General features: G+C 59.9%; 15 protein-coding genes. 6 read left to right on the forward strand and 9 right to left on the reverse strand.

Going from position 1 to position 18,643, the window contains the following annotated elements; translation table 11 throughout:
• The first annotated feature begins 27 nt into the window (after window positions 1-27).
• From hpaI to DBR44_RS08050, 4 genes are all read left to right on the forward strand, one after another.
• Window positions 28-828 carry a 4-hydroxy-2-oxoheptanedioate aldolase gene (gene hpaI / locus DBR44_RS08035; protein WP_124643569.1) on the forward strand — a complete coding sequence of 267 codons (801 nt, stop codon included), beginning with the start codon at window positions 28-30 and terminating at the stop codon, window positions 826-828.
• Between the two features lie 257 nt (window positions 829-1,085).
• Window positions 1,086-2,423 carry a 4-hydroxyphenylacetate permease gene (gene hpaX / locus DBR44_RS08040; protein WP_124643570.1) on the forward strand — a complete coding sequence of 446 codons (1,338 nt, stop codon included), beginning with the start codon at window positions 1,086-1,088 and terminating at the stop codon, window positions 2,421-2,423.
• Between the two features lie 328 nt (window positions 2,424-2,751).
• Window positions 2,752-3,921 (forward strand): p-hydroxyphenylacetate 3-hydroxylase oxygenase component, encoded by a 1,170-nt coding sequence (locus tag DBR44_RS08045; protein ID WP_124643571.1) that lies wholly within the window; start codon window positions 2,752-2,754, stop codon window positions 3,919-3,921.
• 31 nt (window positions 3,922-3,952) lie between these two features.
• Window positions 3,953-4,888 carry a p-hydroxyphenylacetate 3-hydroxylase reductase component gene (locus DBR44_RS08050; RefSeq protein WP_124643572.1) on the forward strand — a complete coding sequence of 312 codons (936 nt, stop codon included), beginning with the start codon at window positions 3,953-3,955 and terminating at the stop codon, window positions 4,886-4,888.
• 76 nt (window positions 4,889-4,964) lie between these two features.
• Here DBR44_RS08050 and DBR44_RS08055 read toward each other — a convergent pair whose 3' ends face one another.
• Complete coding sequence (locus DBR44_RS08055) at window positions 4,965-5,786, reverse strand: response regulator (protein WP_158613577.1); 822 nt, start codon at window positions 5,784-5,786, stop codon at window positions 4,965-4,967.
• Between the two features lie 408 nt (window positions 5,787-6,194).
• On the opposite strand from DBR44_RS08055, the gene DBR44_RS08060 reads away from it, so the two are divergent.
• A complete protein-coding gene (locus DBR44_RS08060) occupies window positions 6,195-7,328 on the forward strand; it encodes a M14 family metallopeptidase (protein ID WP_124643574.1) in 1,134 nt (377 codons plus the stop codon).
• 8 nt (window positions 7,329-7,336) lie between these two features.
• Here DBR44_RS08060 and DBR44_RS08065 read toward each other — a convergent pair whose 3' ends face one another.
• From DBR44_RS08065 to putA, 4 genes are all read right to left on the reverse strand, one after another.
• The gene (locus DBR44_RS08065) at window positions 7,337-7,690 is read right to left on the reverse strand and encodes a cysteine-rich CWC family protein (RefSeq protein WP_124643575.1); all 354 of its coding nucleotides are present in this window, start codon (window positions 7,688-7,690) and stop codon (window positions 7,337-7,339) included.
• A 252-nt stretch (window positions 7,691-7,942) separates the two neighbouring features.
• The gene (locus tag DBR44_RS08070; RefSeq protein ID WP_124643576.1) at window positions 7,943-8,686 is read right to left on the reverse strand and encodes a metallophosphoesterase; all 744 of its coding nucleotides are present in this window, start codon (window positions 8,684-8,686) and stop codon (window positions 7,943-7,945) included.
• 137 nt (window positions 8,687-8,823) lie between these two features.
• Window positions 8,824-10,053: a branched-chain amino acid ABC transporter substrate-binding protein gene (locus DBR44_RS08075; protein WP_124643577.1), complete on the reverse strand. Its 1,230-nt coding sequence runs from the start codon at window positions 10,051-10,053 to the stop codon at window positions 8,824-8,826.
• Between the two features lie 203 nt (window positions 10,054-10,256).
• Complete coding sequence (gene putA / locus DBR44_RS08080; RefSeq protein WP_124643578.1) at window positions 10,257-13,853, reverse strand: trifunctional transcriptional regulator/proline dehydrogenase/L-glutamate gamma-semialdehyde dehydrogenase; 3,597 nt, start codon at window positions 13,851-13,853, stop codon at window positions 10,257-10,259.
• Between the two features lie 289 nt (window positions 13,854-14,142).
• On the opposite strand from putA, the gene DBR44_RS08085 reads away from it, so the two are divergent.
• The gene (locus tag DBR44_RS08085; RefSeq protein ID WP_124643579.1) at window positions 14,143-14,496 is read left to right on the forward strand and encodes a DsrE/DsrF/TusD sulfur relay family protein; all 354 of its coding nucleotides are present in this window, start codon (window positions 14,143-14,145) and stop codon (window positions 14,494-14,496) included.
• A 67-nt stretch (window positions 14,497-14,563) separates the two neighbouring features.
• On the opposite strand, the gene DBR44_RS08090 is transcribed toward DBR44_RS08085, so the two are convergent.
• The 4 genes from DBR44_RS08090 to DBR44_RS08105 form a co-directional block, all read right to left on the reverse strand.
• Window positions 14,564-14,896: a BON domain-containing protein gene (locus DBR44_RS08090; RefSeq protein ID WP_124643580.1), complete on the reverse strand. Its 333-nt coding sequence runs from the start codon at window positions 14,894-14,896 to the stop codon at window positions 14,564-14,566.
• Window positions 14,897-15,133: 237 nt separating this feature from the next.
• A complete protein-coding gene (locus DBR44_RS08095) occupies window positions 15,134-16,480 on the reverse strand; it encodes a sigma 54-interacting transcriptional regulator (protein ID WP_124643581.1) in 1,347 nt (448 codons plus the stop codon).
• Window positions 16,477-16,992: a hypothetical protein gene (locus DBR44_RS08100; protein WP_124643582.1), complete on the reverse strand. Its 516-nt coding sequence runs from the start codon at window positions 16,990-16,992 to the stop codon at window positions 16,477-16,479. Before DBR44_RS08100 ends, DBR44_RS08095 begins: the two co-directional genes overlap by 4 nt.
• A gap of 124 nt (window positions 16,993-17,116) precedes the next feature.
• On the reverse strand, window positions 17,117-18,520 hold the full coding sequence (locus DBR44_RS08105) for a sensor histidine kinase KdpD (protein ID WP_158613578.1): 1,404 nt from the start codon (window positions 18,518-18,520) through the stop codon (window positions 17,117-17,119).
• Between the last annotated feature and the right edge of the window lie 123 nt (window positions 18,521-18,643).

Here is an 18,643-nt window from a genome sequence, read left to right on the forward strand (position 1 = left end):
CTGCTCTTGTTTTTTAAGGAGAATTCCATGCACAACCCACCCAACCGCTTCAAGGCAGCACTGAAAAACGGCGAGGTGCAGATCGGCCTGTGGCTGAGCCTGGCCAGCCCCTACAGCGCCGAACTACTGGCTGGTGCCGGCTTCGACTGGTTGCTGATCGACGGCGAACACGCGCCCAATGAATTGAACGACATGCTGAGCCAGTTGCAGGCCATCGCCCCCTACCCCAGCCACCCGGTGGTACGGCCAGTGTGGAACGACCCGGTGCGCATCAAGCAGATTCTCGATATCGGCGCGCAAACCCTGCTGCTGCCCATGGTGCAAACCGCGGAGGAAGCCGCGCTGGCGGTGGCCGCCACCCGCTATCCGCCGCATGGCATCCGCGGCGTGGGCAGTGCCATCGCCCGTGCCTCGCGCTGGAATCGCATCGAGGGCTACCTCAAGCAGGCCGAACAAGAGCTGTGCGTGCTGGTGCAGATTGAAACGCGGCAGGGTCTGGACAATCTGGATGCCATCGCCGCCACGCCAGGGGTAGACGGTGTGTTCATCGGCCCGGCCGATCTATCAGCCGACCTGGGCTATCTCGGCCAGCCCACCCACCCGGAAGTCCAGGCCGCCATCGAACAGGCCATCGCCCGCATCCGCGCCCAGGGCAAGGCCGCCGGCATTCTGATGGCCGATGAAAAACTGGCACGGCGCTATATCGAGCTGGGCGCACAGTTTGTTGCGGTTGGCGTGGACAGCACCGTGCTGGCGCGCAGCAGCGAGGCCTTGTCTGCCCGCTTCAAGTCGACAAGCAGCGCAGTCGGCAGTAGCGGCGTGTACTAAGCACTAACAAAAACCCTGCTGCAGCGTTGCGCCTGCTAGCGGTACGACTTGTACTGTCTGCGTCGGCGCGCCTTGCCCCAGGGACGCTACGCTATTTTGTTAGCCGCTCTAAAACTCTTGATGGCGGAGCTGCCAGCATGGCTCCGCCGGCAGGCCGCCGAAGTTGCCATCGTTAACATCTTCACTTTTGGACAGTTCCCATCGACAGCACTGCATAAACGCCACAGAGCGTCGCACCACATAATGAGGAGAAAAGCATGACCACGCATTCTGGCAGTACCACGGCGGGCCACCCGCCACAGAGCGCCACACAGCAGCAGCGGGAACAGCAAGTCATCGCCAAGGTATCGAAACGATTGATCTGGTTTCTGTTCATCCTGTTCGTATTTTCCTTTCTGGATCGCATCAATATCGGCTTTGCCGGCCTCACCATGGGCCAGGACCTGGGGCTGAGCGCCACCATGTTTGGCCTGGCCACCACCATTTTCTACGTGGCCTATGTGCTGTGCGGCATTCCCAGCAACATCATTCTCAGCCGCTTCGGCACCCGGCGCTGGATCGCCATCATCATGGTGGCCTGGGGCATCGCCTCTACCGCCACCCTGTTCGCCTACGATGCGCACAGCCTGTATATCCTGCGCGCACTGGTGGGTGTGACCGAAGCCGGCTTCCTGCCCGGCATGCTGCTTTATCTCACCTTCTGGTTTCCACGCAGCCACCGTGCCCGCGCCAATGCGCTGTTCATGATTGCCATGCCGCTGACTGCAGCTGCCGGCTCCATCGTGTCCGGCTATCTGCTGGAGCTGAACGGGCTGTGGGGCCTGCATGGCTGGCAATGGCTGTTTCTGGTGGAGGGTTTGCCGGCATCGCTGCTGGGCATCGCCGTGTGGTTCTATCTGGATGACAAGCCCGCCGATGCGCGCTGGCTGAGCCAGGATGAAAAAGACTGCCTGCACGGCATGTTGCAGGCCGAACAGGACGCCGCACCGCGCCCGGTGCGACCGCAAAGCGTGTGGCGCGAAATGCTCAGTCCCAGTATCGTCAAATTTGCATTTGGCTATTTTTGTCTGGTGAACACCCTGAGCATGGTCAACATCTGGGTGCCGCAAATCGTCAAAAGCTTCAATGTGGGTAGCAGCAATGCCACCATCGGCTTGCTGGCGGCGATACCGCAAATCGGCACCATCCTCGCCATGCTGTGGTGGGGTGCACGCTCGGACCGCAAGCAAGAGCGCAAGTGGCACACCATCCAGCCCATGCTGTTTGCTGCGGCCGGCTGGCTGCTGTGCGCCTGGAGCAGCGACCCGCTGCTGCGCCTGACCGGCATCGTCATGGCCTCGGCCGGGGCCTTTACCGCCATGACCATTTTCTGGACCACGCCAGACGCGGTGCTGTCACTCAAGGCCAAGGCCATTGGCATTGCCGTCATCAACGCCACCGGCAATGTCGGCTCGGCGCTCAGCTCGGTGGTGGTGGGCTGGCTGAAAGACCTCACCCACAGCTTTACCTCCGGGCTGTTGTTTGGTGCCGCAGCCCTGCTGCTGGGCGCACTGATCATCTATCTGATCCCCATCGTCAAACCGGCACCACGCTAAGGCAGGCCGGCCACAGCCACATCAGCAGCTCCTTTGACAGCAGGGTAGCGTCCGCGGCCCTGCTGATTTTTTTGCCTGCACGCCATGCCCCGCCAGAATGATGGCCATGCCGGTATTCCATGAAAAGTACAAGCAAGCACCTGAAACTTGTATTTCATGGCCAAAAAACACAACACATAATGCATGCTGAATCTGCGCCATGCAGTTTCATCTCGTCCCGATAACAACAACATCATCCTTTACACAAGCCATGCAGCTGCCCACCATCCCAAGCCGGGGCAACTACTTAACTTGTTAATTAAATACCCAGCTGCAACAGGAGAACATCATGAGCGCCAACAACACCCTCTTGGCAGAAGTGCAACGCATCCTGCCGGAAATCGCCGCCAATGCCAATGAAGCAGAACAACTGCGCCAGGTACCGGAACACAATATCCGCCTGCTGAAAAGCATAGGCATGCACCGCGCCTTCCAGCCGAAGAAATATGGCGGGCTGGAAATCTCCCTGCCGGAATTTGCCGACTGCGTCGCCGCGCTGGCCGGTGCCTGTGGCGGCACTGCCTGGGCCTTCAGCCTGCTGTGCACCCACAGCCACCAGCTGGCCATGTTCTCGCAGCGTCTGCAAGACGAGGTATGGAGCAGCAACCCGGATGCCACCGCCAGCAGCAGTATCGCCCCTTTCAGTCAGATCGAAGAAGCCGAAGGCGGAGTGTATCTGAGTGGTGAAATGGGCTGGAGCAGCGGCTGCGATCACGCCGAGTGGGCCATTGTCGGCATGCGCCGCAAGAATGCAGCCGGCGAAGCGGTATACAGCTTTGGCGTGTTGCCGCGCAGCGACTACGAAATCCGCGACAACTGGTACGCCATGGGCATGAAAGGTAGTGGTTCCAAAACGCTGGTGATCCGCAATGCCTTCATCCCCAATCACCGTATCGAGGCCGCCAAGGACATGATGGAAGGCCGCTCCAGTGGCTTTGGCCTCTACCCGGACAGCGCTATCTTCTACACCCCTTATCGCCCTTATTTTGCCAGCGGCTTCGCCTCTATCAGCCTGGGACTGGCCGAACGCATGCTGCAGGCCTTCAAGGAGAAAACCCAGAACCGCGTGCGCGCCTATACCGGCGTCAATGTCGGCACCGCGACCCCGGCGCTGATGCGACTGGCCGAATCCACTCATCAGATTGCCGCTGCCCGTGCCTTTCTGGAAAAAACCTGGCAGGACCACGCCGCCCATGGCCGTCGTCATGAATACCCCAGCCGCGAGACACTGGCCTTCTGGCGCACTAATCAGGCCTATGCCGTGAAGATGTGCATCGAGGCAGTGGACCGACTGTTCAGTGCTGCCGGTGCCACCAGCTGGATGGAGGGCAACGAGCTGCAACGCCTGTTCCGCGATTCGCACATGACCGGCGCCCATGCCTACACCGATTACGATGTCTGCGCCCAGATTCTGGGACGCGAGTTGATGGGCCTGGAGCCTGACCCGAGCATGGTCTGAGACCGACAAGAAAATAATAAAGGAGACCAGCATGAATCACACACCAGCCAGCGCCGACGATCCGCGCCTGTTCCGCCGTGCTCTGGGCAACTTCGCCACCGGGGTCACGGTGATGACTGCCTGCGGGCCGGATGGGCAGCAGGTTGGCGTTACCGCCAACAGCTTCAATTCGGTTTCGCTCGACCCGCCGCTCATCCTGTGGAGCATAGACAAGCGCTCCGGCAGCTACCCGGTGTTTCGCGACGCCAGCCACTTTGCCGTCAATATCCTGGCAGCAGACCAGATCGAACTGTCCAACCGCTTTGCCCGCCCGGCCGAGGACAAGTTTGCCGGCCTGACCTTGCAAACCGGAGCCGGCGGTGTGCCGCTGCTGGAAGGCTGTGCCGCGCGCTTTGTCTGTGAGCGCCATGTCCTGCATGAAGGGGGCGACCACTGGATCGTCATCGGCAAGGTGGTGGCACTGGATGATTTTGGTCGCGCCCCGCTGCTGTATCACCAGGGCAGCTATGCCATGGCCTTCCCCCACAGCCTGCAGCAGAAAAAAGATGCCGCACCACCGGCCAGCGATTCGCTGCAACGGCGGCTGAACGACAATATCTATTACCTGCTGACCCAGGCAGTGCGGGCCTACCAGCACCACTACCAGCCGCGCCAGATGGCAACCGGCCTGCGCATCAGCGAGGCGCGCATGCTGCTGGTGCTGGAACACGGTCTGGAGGCCGCCGCCCTGCATGGCGAAGTCAACATGCCGGAGCGCGAGGTGGAGCAGGCCATGGAGATGCTGCAACGCAAGGAGCTGATCAGCAGGCAGCAGCAGCACTACCAGTTGACGCCGCAAGGCATGCAACAGGCTGAAGCGCTGCACGATCTGGCCGAACAGCAGCAAAGGGAAATGCTGGCAGGCTTCAGCGAACAGGAGGTGGCCGCACTCAAGAACATCCTGCGCGCCATCATCCGCCACCGCTAAGCAAGCGCTGGCAGCATGCAACAAGGGCAGGGAGCCAGGCTCCCTGCCCTTGTTGTCTAGCCACGTCTAACCCCACCTACACCATGCGCTGCAGGCGCTGCGCCAGCTCTTGCAGGCGGCAGGCAAGGTCCTGCAACAAGATGTCGATCTGTTCCGGATTCCCCGCCTTGCAGGCTTTCTCCAATTGTTCACAGTCACGTCCCACTTGCTGGGCGTCGATCAGCCGCGCGGCACCCTTGATCTTGTGCAGGACATGCGCCAGCTCGCACAGTTGCTGCTGGCGGAACAAGGACTGCGCTTCGGCCAGATCCTGCTCATTGCTGGCCAGCAGCTTGGCCACAAACTTGCGCATCAGCACCGCATCCCCATCAAACAAGGCGGCCAGACTGCTGCCGGCATACACCGGCAAGCGCTGCATGCTGCTGCCCAGGCTGAAACGCAACAAAGTGGTATGCAGAACAGGCAGCGCCACCGGCTTGGCCAACAGTATATTGAAACCGACCGCCATGGCCCGTTGCTGGTCTTGCTCGGTCGGGTCGGCAGAAATACCGATCACCGGCCGCTGATCTCCCTCACCGCGCAATTGTTTCACCAGACAGAAGCCATCCAGCTGCGGCATGCTCAGATCGGTCAGCAGGCAGTCGAACTGCCCCTGCCGCCATTGCTCCAGCGCATCCTGCCCGTTGTTGACGGCCACCACCTTGCACCCCAGGCGCTGCAACTGGCTGTTGAGCAGGAAAAGATTGGCCAGATTATCCTCGGCCACCAGGACATGCGGCTGCAAACCCTCGGCCCACAGCGCGCCTTCCGGCGCATTTTGCAGCTCGGACTGACCATAGCCGGCAGGGCCGGATTCCGACACCCCGGCCAGCGGCTTGCTGGCGAGACCTTGCCTCATCGAAAGCATTTGATTATTTGACATGACACTGACACCTGTTTCTGATTATTCAGACACTCCGCCTCCGGCAAGCTTCAGATCATGTTACGGCCTGCCCGCTTGTTCTACGCAGCCACACTGCAGCCTGTTTAAGCTTAGAAAGGGGAACGGCATCACTATCCGGGTTCTTTCTTAACAAACAATAGGAAATTTCTGATCATGCTGCCATCGCAGCCCATGGTGGAAAAATAGCGTCGGCAATGGCGAACAGTGTGGCAAAGCAGCCTCAGCTGGCTACAGCCGCCACCGGCCGGTCCGCTTGACCAGATCGCACACGGTGATCGGTGCAGACAGCTGCGATGCAAAGCGCTACATTGCTGTCTGATGGCCACCAGGCCAGCACATTATTGCGGCAAACACGGAGCAAGCATGATTCACCACCAACATCCCCTGACATCCAGCTGCCTGGGCACGCAGCGTCAGCTATCCAGCTTCCACTTTGGCCAGCCCGGCAGCAGCGCCGGCAAAGCCTATATCCAGGCCTCGCTGCATGCCGACGAGCTACCGGGCATGCTGACCGCCTGGGTGCTGAAGCAGGCACTGCGCGAACTGGAACAGCAGGGGAAAATTGTCGGGGAAATCATTCTGGTGCCACAGGCCAATCCGATTGGTCATGCGCAGTCGATTCAGGGTTACCAGATGGGTCGTTTCGACCTGGCCAGCGGGCAGAATTTCAACCGCCACTATCCGCAATTGACCACGGCGGTCTATGCCGCAGTGAAAGGACAGCTGGGTGCCGATGCCAAGGCCAACACCCGCTTGATCCGCGCAGCCATCCGTCAGCATCTGCAACAGCTGGCTGAGCCAAGCGAGCTGGTCAGCTTGCGCAAAAACCTGATGCAGCTGGCCGCCGACGCCGACATCGTGCTCGACCTGCATTGCGACTGCAACGCCGCCCTGCACGTGTATACCGGCACCCCGCTGTGGGAGCAGTGCGAACCGCTGGCGCGCTATCTGCAGTCGCATGCGCAACTGCTGGCCACCGACTCCGGCGACTATCCTTTCGATGAAGCCTGCAGCCAAACCTGGTGGGAACTGCAGGCCCTGTGCCAGCAGGACGGGCTGGATGTGCCGATTGAAATGGCCTGCCTGTCGGTCACGGTAGAGCTACGTGGTCAGCACCAGGTCAGCCAGCAGCTGGCGCGGCAGGATGCCGCTGCCATTCTGGACTTCCTGCGCTTTCGCGGCCTGATCGCCACCGACAGCCTAGCCGCGCAGCCAGCACTGCCTTATCCGGCCACACCGCTGGCTGGCTCGGAAAACCTGGTGGCGCCCCACCCAGGGGTGGTGAGTTTCCTGGTCGCACCAGGCAATGTGGTGGCCGCCGGACAGCCCGTAGCAGAAGTCATCGACCCCTTGCAGGACAAGGTCACGGTGCTCAGTTCGGCACATGGCGGCATGTTGTATGCCCATGAGCTACACCCCTATGCCACCGCCGGCATGACAGTGGCCAAGGTGGCCACGGCACAGGCATTCAAGTCAGGCAAGCTGTTGTCAGCCTGAGGCAATAGCTAGACGCCTGCGGCGGGTGGCTGGGTAGCCAGCGCCTGTAGCAGGCAGGCCGGGCACAGACAGTCGCTGCCCTCCGGCACCAGGGGCATGATGTGTGGCAGTCTGGCGCACCAGCACTCCTCTGCCGCATCCCCTGCACGACAAGTGAAACTGTCGCCACACGCCGGGCACTGCTTGCACTGCCCTTGTGGCGGCAAAGCCAGCAGGCGATTCCACACCGCTTTTTTCTCGAAATCACTGAAGCCGGGCCAGCCGGCAATTTCCTTGAGGGTACGGCGGCAGCTCAGGCAGCTTTCGCCGGCATCATCCAGCTGGCAGCGCTGCTGGCAAGGAGAAGGAATGGTGCCGTTCATGCCACGACCCCGCAGCCTGGCTCAGGCAGCATGCCAGTAGGCCAGCGCAGGGAAAGAGAGGGAAATGCAGCCTTGCCACAGGCGATGGCCGGTATGGCAAGAGCGGAAATGCTAGAAGAGAAATGCATGAAGGCACAATCTGAACAAGGGGAACAGCACTAACCCGTCACGCGGGACCAGGCACCCGAAATACAGACGACATGATATCAACGGCACAGCATGACATGGTGATTTAAACCAGACAATCTGTACTCAGCCATCCAGCTCCGCACTGGAATAGCCCTTGTCCGCCACGCCGATGCTGTGTATCTGCAATATATCCAGCTGCAGCATGCTCAGGCTGCGGCCATAGACACCACCCGTGTCCAGGTAGCGCACATTGTCGATGCTGCGGACTTCCCGCTGCGGGGTATGACCGACGCACAGCATGAATACTCCGCGCACCGGCTGGCGCGGCGTACCGCGTGCTCGCAGACGGCACCAGATGATCTGCCGCAACAGCCGGCCCCCCTCCTCGCCCCAGGGCTGGGGCAGAGACAGCTGCTCGCGCAGCGCATTCCAGTCATCCTGCGGACAATCGGCATGCAGCAAGCCGATCAGCCCGTGCGGACTGGGCAGCTCGATGGCCAGCGGCAGGCGGCTGAACGCAGTGCGGTAAGCCTGCTTGTCCAACTCGTCCAGGCAGATAAACCAGCCACCGCCATTATGCAGATAGCGCTCGCAGCCATCGGTATCGGCCAGATCAAAATCCAGCGCCATCTGTTCGTGATTGCCACGCACGGCATAAAACCATGGCTTGGCCAGCCACTCCAGTACCTGGCGCGATTCCGGCCCCCGATCCACCAGATCACCCACAGAAAACAGGCGGTCACGGCTGCCGTCAAACACCACCTGCTCCAGCAAGGCGCGCAACTCGGTAAAACAACCGTGGACATCGCCCACAACAAAATCCCGCCCCTGCTGATTGGCCGGCAGGCTGACAAACAACTCACTCATGCGAAATCACACCGATCTGATAGCTATACCGCATCCATTATGCCCGGCTCGCCGGCTGTTGCGGGAAGGAGTCGCGCCTCAGACAATAAAAAACGGCGCCGAGTCGGCGCCGTTGGCATGTTGCAATAAACTGCGAATTACTGTGCTGCGGAAGCCGCCGCCGGTGCAGCTGCGCCGCCACCGATGGTTTGCATAACCTTCCACTGACCGCCTTCAACCTTGTACACGGTGATGCCGCCGTCTTTCAGGTCGCCCTTGTCATCGTAAGTCCAGTTAGCCGAAGTCACACCGGAGTACTTGATCTTGGCCAGAACCGGCAGATAAGCCTTGGGATCGGTGGAGTTCGCATCCTTCATGGCCTGGATCAGGGCGCGGGTAGCGTCATAGCCGTACGGCGAGTAGGTGGCTACGTCAGCCTTGAAGCGTGCCTTGTACTTGTCGGCGTATTCCTTGCCCTTGGGCATTTGTTCCAGCGGCAGGCCAGCCAGCGAAGCGATGCTGCCTTCGGCGTCCTTGCCAGCCAGTTGCAGGAAGTTCGGGGTCTTGGTCATTTCGCCGGAGATCAGCGGAGCCTTCAGGCCCAGACGCTTCATCTGCTTGGCCATCGGCGCGGACTGGGCATCAGCACCACCGTAGAACACCACATCCGGGTTTACACCCTTGATGGAGGTCAGGATGGCAGCGAAGTCAGTCGCCTTGTCATTGGTGAATTCGCGCTTGGCCACTTCGCCACCGGAAGCCTTGACGGCTTTTTCGAATTCGTCAGCCAGGCCTTGGCCGTAAGCGGTACGGTCGTCAACGATGACGATTTTCTTGGCCTTCAGGGTATCCACTACGAATTTGCCCATCACGCTACCCTGCTGGGTGTCGGAGGTCATCGAGCGGAAGGTGTTCTTGAAGCCTTGTGCGGTGAACACCGGCGAGGTCGCCATGGAGATCATCGGAATGCCGGCGTCGGAGTAAATCTTGGAGGCCGGGATGGCGCAACCGGAGTTGAAGTGACCGATGATGCCGGCAACCTTGTCGTCAACCAGCTTCTGTGCCAGTTGGGTAGCGGTTTTCGGATCGGCCTGGTCATCCTGGGCGTTCAGTTCGAAAGTCACCGGCTTGCCACCGATGGTCGGCTTCTCGGCGTTGGCATCTTCGATGGCCAGGGTCACGCCGTTCTTGTATTCCTCACCGTAGTGAGCTTGCGGGCCGGTCAGCGGAGCGGCGAAGCCGATCTTGACGCTATCGCCGGCAGCGGCAGCCGCCGGAGCGGAAGCAGCGCCAGCCGAAGCGGCTGCGTCATCTTTTTTGCCACATGCAGACAGTGCCAGGGCGGCAGCGACAGCGATGGTAACGGTAGTCAGCTTGGTGAATTGCATCTTGAATCCTCTATCTTTCGGTCTCTCCTGTCCGCTTGTGGCGGACAGATCTCATGCAGCGAGCTTGTTGTAAGTTGAAACGCTGGCGGCATTATTCCAATGCCGACAGCACATGACAAGTGGCGTTTGACAGATTGTCATCTTCCCTCCCGCTTTGTGACCATTCTCGCCAAACAGCGGAGCGGTCGCGGGAGGGTAAATCATCAGTCACCGATACTCATCAGGCTGGCATTACCCCCTGCCGCCGTGGTGTTGACGCTGACAGCGCGCTCCACCACCAGACGGTGCAGGTTGTAGCCCTCTTCACCGGCCAGGAGCAGGGGAATCAGCGCGCCATCACGTTGCGCCAGTTGCTGGCGCGCCTTGGCGGCGGCATCACCCTCGTACAGCACGGCATCCAGCTCGGCGGCCAGCACGTCTTGCACCAGCTCGACGTGGCCGGCCAGCGCGCTGGCCAGTTGGCGATTGGCCGGCGAGTCCGCCAGCACTGCCAGATTGCCGGTAGCCATGACGGCCACCAGTTGCTCGGCCAGCGTCGCACTGCTGCTGGCCACGCACCCTACCTTGCCGCGGGCGGCAAAGCAGAGCGTGTTCTTTTCGCCGGTCGGGCCGGGCAGGCAAACCTGATGGCTCAGCGGCGAGGCACGGCGGGCGGCCGCGATACGCGCATCCAGGCCATTCACGCCCAGGCTGGTGGCCACGCCGGCCAGCTTGTCCAGACCGGACAGGTCGGCGCTCACCGGCTGCAAGGCCAGCTTGGGCTGCCAGTGGGCGCGGGTCAGGCGATACAGATAGTAAGGACCGCCCGCCTTGGGGCCGGTACCAGACTTGCCTTCGCCGCCAAACGGCTGCACACCCACTACGGCACCCACGATATTGCGGTTGACGTAGACATTGCCCACTTTGATCTTGCTGACGATGTCGTTGATGGTTTCGTCGATGCGGCTATGAATGCCGTGGGTCAGGCCATAGCCGGTACTGTTGATCTCGGCGACCACCTTGTCCAGCTCATTGGCGTCGAAACGCAGTACATGCAGTACCGGGCCGAACACTTCGCGGGTGAGATCGGACAGGTTGTCGATTTCAAACAGGGTAGGCGCAACAAAAGTACCCTGCTGACAAGCGTCGGTCAGCGGGGTCTGGTAGGTCCAGCGCGCACGCGACTTCATCTTGTCGATGTGCGCCAGCAGGCCGGCCTGGGCTTCGGCATCGATCACCGGGCCAACGTCGGTATTCAGCTGGGCCGGGTTGCCCACGGTCAGTTCGGCCATGGCACCCTTGATCATGGCAATCACCTTGTCGGCGATATCGCTTTGCAGATACAGCACGCGCAGCGCGGAGCAGCGTTGACCGGCGGAGTCGAAAGCCGAACTCAACACATCGGTTACCACCTGTTCCGGCAGCGCCGAACTGTCGACAATCATCGCGTTCTGGCCACCGGTTTCGGCTACCAGCACCACGTCTTCGCCACGCTTGGCCAGGGTGCGGTTAATGATTTGCGCCACTTCGGTGGAGCCAGTAAAGATCACGCCCTGAATGCGCGGGTCGCTGGTCAGTGCGGCACCGACGATCTCGCCACGGCCCGGCAGCAATTGCAGCACGTCACGCGGGACACCGGCTTCGTGCAGCAGGCGTACGGCGTAAGCAGCGATCAGGTTGGTCTGCTCGGCCGGCTTGGCCAGTACCGGATTACCGGCAGCCAGCGAGGCGGTCACTTCGCCAATGAAGATGGCCAGCGGGAAGTTCCACGGGCTGATACACACCACCGGGCCCAGCGGCTGGTGGGTGGCATTGTCAAAATTGGCCACGATCTGCGCGGCATAGTAACGACAGAAATCCACTGCTTCGCGCACTTCGGCAATGGCATTGCTCAGGGTCTTGCCGGCTTCACGCACGGCCAGGCCCATCAGCGCCGGCATGTGGTCTTCCATCAGCTCGGCCATGCGGTTCAGGCAGGCTGCTCGGTCGGCAATCGGGGTATTCGCCCAGCGTGCGGCCGCAGATTCAGCCAGCTGCAGCGCGCGTTCCACATGCTCGGGAGTCGCTTCGATCACCTGGCCGACGATATCGGCATGATCGGCCGGATTACGTACCGGCTGGCTATCGCCAACATTGATATCGGCATCACCCAGCAGCGGGAATGCGCTCCAGGTTTGTTGCTCAGACGCCTGCAGGCCCATTTGCAGCGCAGCCAGCACGTGTTCGCTGGACAGGTCCAGCCCCTTGGAATTCTTGCGTTCGCTGCCGTACAGGGACACCGGCAGAGCGATCTTGTGATGCGGCTCGCCGCCATGGCTGGCGGCTTCGGCCACCTGATCGGTCACCAGTTCGTCGATGGACACATTTTCGTCGACGATGCGGTTAACAAATGAGCTGTTGGCGCCATTTTCCAGCAAGCGGCGCACCAGATAGGCCAACAGGGTTTCATGCGAGCCTACCGGTGCATAGATACGGCAGGCCTTGCCCAGATTGTCCTTGCCCACCACTTGGTCGTACAGGGTCTCACCCATGCCGTGCAGGCACTGGAATTCGTAATCCAGGCCCTGACCCAGCTGGTAGATGGCTGACAGGCTGTAAGCATTGTGGGTGGCAAACTGCGGGTAGATGGCGTCTTGTGCCGCCAGCAGGCGCTTGGCGCAAGCCAGGTAGGATATATCGGTATACACCTTGCGGGTATACACCGGATAACCCGGCAAGCCATCAACCTGAGCGCGTTTGATTTCGGCATCCCAATACGCGCCCTTGACCAGACGCACCATGAAGCGGTGGCCAGAACGGCGAGCCAGATCAACCAGATAATCGATAATGAAAGGACAGCGTTTCTGGTAAGCCTGTACCACCAGGCCGATACCATTCCAGCCGGCCAGGTCCGGATCAAAAGCCAGCTGTTCCAGCAGGTCCAGCGACAGCTCCATGCGGTCGGCTTCTTCGGCGTCGATATTCAGGCCGATATTGTATTGCTTGGCCAGCAACAGCAGCTGTTTGAGGCGGTCGTACAGCTCGCTCATCACGCGTTCGCGCTTGGCACGGCTGTAACGCGGATGAATGGCCGACAGCTTCACCGAGATGCCCGGGCCATCGTAGATGCCACGTCCGGCAGACTCCTTGCCGATGGCGTGAATCGCCATCACATAGTCCTTCATGTAACGCTGGGCATCATCCTCGGTCATGGCGGCTTCACCCAGCATGTCGTAGGAGAAGCGATAACTGCGGGCTTCGCGCTCACGGCCGTTTTCCAGCGCCTGCTCGATGGTTTCGCCAGTCACAAACTGCTTGCCCAGCATGCGCATGGACATGTCCACACCCTTGCGGATCAAGGGCTCGCCACCCTTGGCAATCAGGCGGGTCATGGCAGCGGACAAACCCTGCTCGCTATGCGAGGACACCAGTTTGCCGGTGACCACCAGGCCCCAGGCCGCAGCATTCACAAACAGCGACGAGCTATTGCCCAAGTGGGCTTTCCAGTCGCCACGGGAGATCTTGTCGCGGATCAGCTTGTCAGCGGTTTCCTTGTCAGGAATACGCAGCAGTGCTTCGGCCAGACACATCAGGGCAATGCCCTCGGCGCTGTCCAGCGAGAACTCATGCATCAGGGCATCCACCCCGCTGGAGCGGGTACGCTCATGACGCACCTGGCTGACCAGACGGCGGGCCAGTTCCTGAGTGGCAGTGACTTGTGCCGGCTGCAGGGCAGCTTGCGGCAGCAAGGCTTGCACACATTCCTGTTCGTCACGGCGATATGCGGATGTAATGGCATCGCGCAAAGCGCTCTGGTTTAGGGCAAACACCTCGAATTGCATGGAAAACTCCCGATTTTGTTCGCAGCCCGGTTTGTACCGGTTAAGATTTGCCTATTGTATACAATTGCATTTTTCTTTGTTCGACAATATAAAATATTCTTACAGCCACATGGGCCGCGACTGGCCACAGATCAAGGAAAATCAAGCTGCTTGTCCTATTATCGGCGGTAGGCCACACATGCCGCTTTGTTGCATGACCACAACGTCAGCACCCCATGTCTGCCAGAAAACGGCCCAATGCCACAAGCACCCGCCCCTGCAAGTGTTTTAGTCGATCACAGGAAGCTCTATGCAAACTATTTTATTGACCGTCAACGCCAGCCCCTACGGCAGCGAGCGCATGCTCAGCGCCTTGCGCCTGACCCTTGCCTTGCTAAGCCACCCAGGGGCCGCTCGTGTCAGACTGTTCTTGCTGTCCGATGCCGTCAGCACCGCCATGAGCCAGCAAGCCGTGGCCACGCCACCCAATCTGGGGGAAATGCTGAGCGAAGCCATCGCGCTGGGCGCCGAGGTACACGTTTGCCGTAGCTGTGCCGATGCACGTGGCCTGCTGGCAGACCGCTTACTGCCGGGCGTGCAGATCGGCAGCATGCCCGAGCTGGCTGAATGGACGCTGGCCGCCGACAAGGTACTCAGCTTCTGACAAAAAAGAGGCCTGCCTCTCGGGGGGAAGGCAGGCCAAAGGGCAGTTCACTTCAAGCAACAAGGATTCAGATAGGACGGATCAGTATTTCGGAGCGGACCTCACGCACCCCGGGTACATTCGCGGCCACTTCCAGCAGATGACGCACGGTATCGCGATTGGGGCTGGAGCCTAGCAATTTCACCATCCCCGCTTTAACCTGTGGCCGGACCACGGAGCCCGAACCATCGGCCAGTGGTTTCAACACTTCATTCAATTCCCAGGCAATTTTTTCATCGGCCGAAATATTCGACACGGCCACATGCTCTGCTACCGGATCAATCGACAGCATGCCCAAGGCCCGGACCGGATTGATCGGCAACAGCACCAACAGCATTAATCCAAGATGATTTATTTTCATTGCCATGACTCCCGACAGGTCAGTTTGTCACTGAGTATTGCAAGCATCATGCCAGCACCAGAAAATCATTAATAATCAAGTAGTTGAAATAAAAAGCCAGAACAACAGCCCATCAAACCACGCCAATCTGTCGCCAGATGGCGACAACATGACAAGCCATGCTCGCCAAGTAGCTGATTCATATGAAAAAACCCCTGTCGCCGATTAGCGACAGGGGTTGGATGCTACACATACACTTCAGAAGTCCTTGAAGGCGGCAGCCACCAGATCATGCTTTTGCAGCAGGCGATAAAACTCGGTGCGATTACGATCGGCAATCCGTGCCGCCACGCTGACATTACCGGCGCTAACCCGCAGCAACTTTTCCAGGTAGTCGCGTTCAAACTGCCGCCTCGCCTCGGCCAAGGTGGCAATGCTGGCCATGCCGTCGGAAACCGCTTTCTGCACTGAGGTCAGCGGAATCAGGCCGGAGGTGTTCAACACACAACATTGCTCAACCGCATTAGCCAACTGCCGCACATTGCCGGACCAGCGCAGGCTGCACAGATACTCCATCGCGTCCGGTGCAAAACCGGCCACCTCTTTGCCATAGCGCTCTGCCAGCTGAGTCAGGAAATGCTGTGCCAGCAAGGGGATATCTTCCCGCCGCTCACTCAGCGGTGGCAGATTCAAGGCCACGACATTCAGCCGGTAAAACAGATCCTCGCGAAACAGGCCATCACTGATCAGCGCCTCGAGATCGCGATGCGTCGCCGAAATCACCCGTACGTCCACCGCTCGCGATTTACTGGCTCCCACTGGTCGCAGCTCCCGCTCCTGCAGCACGCGCAACAGCTTGACCTGCAGGGCCAATGGCATGTCGCCAATCTCATCCAGAAACAGCGTGCCGCCCTCCGCCTGGGCAATCAAGCCTTCATGCCGTGTCGCCGCGCCGGTAAATGCCCCCTTTTCATGGCCGAACAATTCGCTTTCCAGCAAATTGTCAGGAATCGCTCCACAATTGACCGCCACAAAGGGTCCGGCAGCACGCGGGCTGGCACGATGCAAGGCTCGCGCCAGAATCTCCTTGCCACTTCCGCTCTCACCACGGATCAGCACGCTGGCATCGGTAGCCGCAATCAGCCGTGCCTCTGCCAACAACTCTTCCATTAGTGGGCTGCAGCTCACCACTTCGGCACGCCAGTACTCCTGGCCTGCCTGGGACACCGCAGGGGAAGACAGCGACAAGGCCTGCTCCACCTTGCTCAGCAAGGTCGTGCTGTCAAAAGGCTTGACCAGATAACCAAAAACGCCACGACTCACCGCCTTCACCGCATCGGGAATCGTGCCATGCGCGGTCAGAATAATCACCGGCAGTGCCGGATAACTCTTCTTCACCAGCTCGAACAAGGCCATTCCATCCATACCCGGCAAGCGCCAGTCAGTGAGCAGCACATCAGCCCGCCGCACGGCCAGCGCACTCAAGGCAGCCTCCGCCGACGCCGCCTTGTCCACCAGATAGCCAGCCGCCTCCAACCGCAAACTCAGCAGCCGGAGCAAATCTGCATCATCATCAACCAGCAATACCCGCCCTGTTCGCATCATGGTTTTATCTTCTTTTTCTGGGCCTTGTCGGCCATGGACTGTTCGATCAAACGCAAGGCATCCAGCTTGGCTGCCAATTCATCCGCACGGCGCTGTTGCTCCAGCCATTGCGCATTCGCGCGCGTAGCGGCCTCGTCATGACGCCGTCGCTCGCTCAACTGGGCCGCCAATAATGCGGCAAGGCCAGCCAAACCATCAGACTGTTCCTGACGTAGTTGCACGGTCGCCAGGTCCAGTTGCTGCTGTAGCCGTGCCATATCAGGCCGGCCATCGCTATTCAGCAGCTGTACCGCCACATAGCGCAGGCGCTCACCTGCGCAGCTATCCTTGCCAGGCAAGGCCAGCTCCCTTCCCCGCCGAACCCCGGCCAGGACGGCCTCTGCATCATGGCAGGCTCTTGCCAGCGCTCTCCCCGCCACCGCGCCGGATGCTTCCCTGCCCGGTCTGCCCAAGTTGCTACAGCCAGCCAGCACCGACAGCAACAGCACGGCACTCATCAATCTTTTCATCATTCCGCTTCCCTGCCCTGCAATCGTTATTAAGAACGGCTAACAAAATAGCGCAGCATTCCTGCGGCAAGGCGCGCCGACGCAGACAGTACAGCGAGTACGGCCAGCAGAGGTTTCGCTAGCGGCACTAAGGCCACCAGACGCGTAGCCTTGCGCCCTGCTCGGCAGGCAGACTTTCAACATCGCCCCCCATCAGTTGGGCAAAGGTTTTAACCATGGTCAGCCCGATGCCGCTTCCCGGCGATTCGCCGGCGGGAGCTTGTCCGGTATAGAAAGGCTGAAATATCAGGCTACGCTCCTGCTCAGAAATACCTCGTCCCTGATCGGCAACAACCAGCCATGAATGATCAGCACTTCTCCCAGCCTCAACAGAAATTACGCCATTTTCTGGTGAAAATCGTATGGCGTTAGAAAGCAGATTATCAATAATGGTTCGGAATTTTTCCTGATCCACCACCAGTACCACCGCTTGCCCTGGCAGCTTCAGCTGCAACTTCTTTTGCTGTAACAAAGGCTGCATGGCCGCAGCCGCATGCTGGACCAGATCGCGTACATCATGCGCCTCCATCATCAGCGGACGGCCCAGCCAGTTGGCTGCATCATGTTGCAGCAAGGCATCCACACGTTGGCGCAATAAGCGGGTATTCGACAGCGTTATACCAATGATTTCTTGCTGTGAGGGTAATAAGGGGCCGGGAATCTGATCATGCAGCAAGGAAGAAGCCTCCTGAATCGCAGCCAGCGGTGTCTTCAGTTCATGAGAGACATGCCGGAAAAAACTGGCTTTGTCCTGCTCCAGCTGTGCCAGCCGCCCATCCAGCTCACGCAAGGCAGCGGCCAGTTGCAAGATATCCGCCGGGGCCGACATGCTCCATTGCTGACCACGCTGCCCCAGCGCCAGCCGGCCAATCTTGTCGCGCAACTGTTGCAAGGGTCGCACCAGTAGCCATGCCAGCAATAGCCCCAGCGCTACCGCCAGACACAAGGACAATATCGCCACCCGGTCGGCTTGCTGCCGCTTATCACGCAAACTGCTGTCCCACTGCAAGCGACGCACGGCACTCACACGCCTCACCTGAGCATCCAGCTCATTGCCAAGTCGGGATAGCTCCTCATATTGACGAGACCATGGCTCCGCCTGACCTGCAGCACCCAGCAACAGGCCACGCGATTTCCCGCACCATGCAGCCAGATGGCTCCCCAGCTGCTGCAAGTGGGTCTCATCAAGCTGCTGCAAACGTCCGGCCAGCTGCTGCAAACTCAGCACAGCCTGCACTCCGGTACGGGAAAAGGCCTCCTCATGCAGGACATTCCACTGACGGGTAGAACGCTCAAACAGATCGCTCTGCTCGGCATAGCTGCGCTGCAGCTCCGCCAATCCCTCTGCCTGTTTCTGGCTTTGCCCCACCAGTTCAGCCAATTGCTGCAAATGCCACCAGGTTTGTACCAGGGCCAAGGACGGAATCAGGGTTACCACAAACAGGCTGGCAACCAGCAAGGTCTTAAAGGACAAATGGCGCAATAGCATCATGTCTCTCATGCGTGCAACAGGATGGGCTATTGTCTGCCAGAGTTGGCAGCACAACAAATCAGCACGGAAAGTGCAGCAAGAAAAGGATTGCAAGTCGGGGTATAAGGCCGCAGCCCAAACGCA

The organism is Aquitalea sp. FJL05 (assembly GCF_003852595.1).
GTDB lineage: Bacteria > Pseudomonadota > Gammaproteobacteria > Burkholderiales > Chromobacteriaceae > Aquitalea > Aquitalea aquatilis.

What these genes read in the sequence shown, in the direction of transcription:
- hpaX (WP_124643570.1), top strand. Translation starts at nt 1,086, where the DNA reads ATGACCACGCATTCTGGCAGTACCACGGCGGGCCACCCGCCACAGAGC.
- DBR44_RS08060 (WP_124643574.1), top strand. Translation starts at nt 6,195, where the DNA reads ATGATTCACCACCAACATCCCCTGACATCCAGCTGCCTGGGCACGCAG.
- DBR44_RS08105 (WP_158613578.1), bottom strand. Translation starts at nt 18,520, where the DNA reads ATGATGCTATTGCGCCATTTGTCCTTTAAGACCTTGCTGGTTGCCAGC.
- DBR44_RS08065 (WP_124643575.1), bottom strand. Translation starts at nt 7,690, where the DNA reads ATGAACGGCACCATTCCTTCTCCTTGCCAGCAGCGCTGCCAGCTGGAT.
- hpaI (WP_124643569.1), top strand. Translation starts at nt 28, where the DNA reads ATGCACAACCCACCCAACCGCTTCAAGGCAGCACTGAAAAACGGCGAG.
- DBR44_RS08075 (WP_124643577.1), bottom strand. Translation starts at nt 10,053, where the DNA reads ATGCAATTCACCAAGCTGACTACCGTTACCATCGCTGTCGCTGCCGCC.
- DBR44_RS08055 (WP_158613577.1), bottom strand. Translation starts at nt 5,786, where the DNA reads ATGAGGCAAGGTCTCGCCAGCAAGCCGCTGGCCGGGGTGTCGGAATCC.
- DBR44_RS08100 (WP_124643582.1), bottom strand. Translation starts at nt 16,992, where the DNA reads ATGATGAAAAGATTGATGAGTGCCGTGCTGTTGCTGTCGGTGCTGGCT.
- DBR44_RS08095 (WP_124643581.1), bottom strand. Translation starts at nt 16,480, where the DNA reads ATGATGCGAACAGGGCGGGTATTGCTGGTTGATGATGATGCAGATTTG.
- putA (WP_124643578.1), bottom strand. Translation starts at nt 13,853, where the DNA reads ATGCAATTCGAGGTGTTTGCCCTAAACCAGAGCGCTTTGCGCGATGCC.
- DBR44_RS08090 (WP_124643580.1), bottom strand. Translation starts at nt 14,896, where the DNA reads ATGAAAATAAATCATCTTGGATTAATGCTGTTGGTGCTGTTGCCGATC.
- DBR44_RS08050 (WP_124643572.1), top strand. Translation starts at nt 3,953, where the DNA reads ATGAATCACACACCAGCCAGCGCCGACGATCCGCGCCTGTTCCGCCGT.
- DBR44_RS08070 (WP_124643576.1), bottom strand. Translation starts at nt 8,686, where the DNA reads ATGAGTGAGTTGTTTGTCAGCCTGCCGGCCAATCAGCAGGGGCGGGAT.
- DBR44_RS08085 (WP_124643579.1), top strand. Translation starts at nt 14,143, where the DNA reads ATGCAAACTATTTTATTGACCGTCAACGCCAGCCCCTACGGCAGCGAG.
- DBR44_RS08045 (WP_124643571.1), top strand. Translation starts at nt 2,752, where the DNA reads ATGAGCGCCAACAACACCCTCTTGGCAGAAGTGCAACGCATCCTGCCG.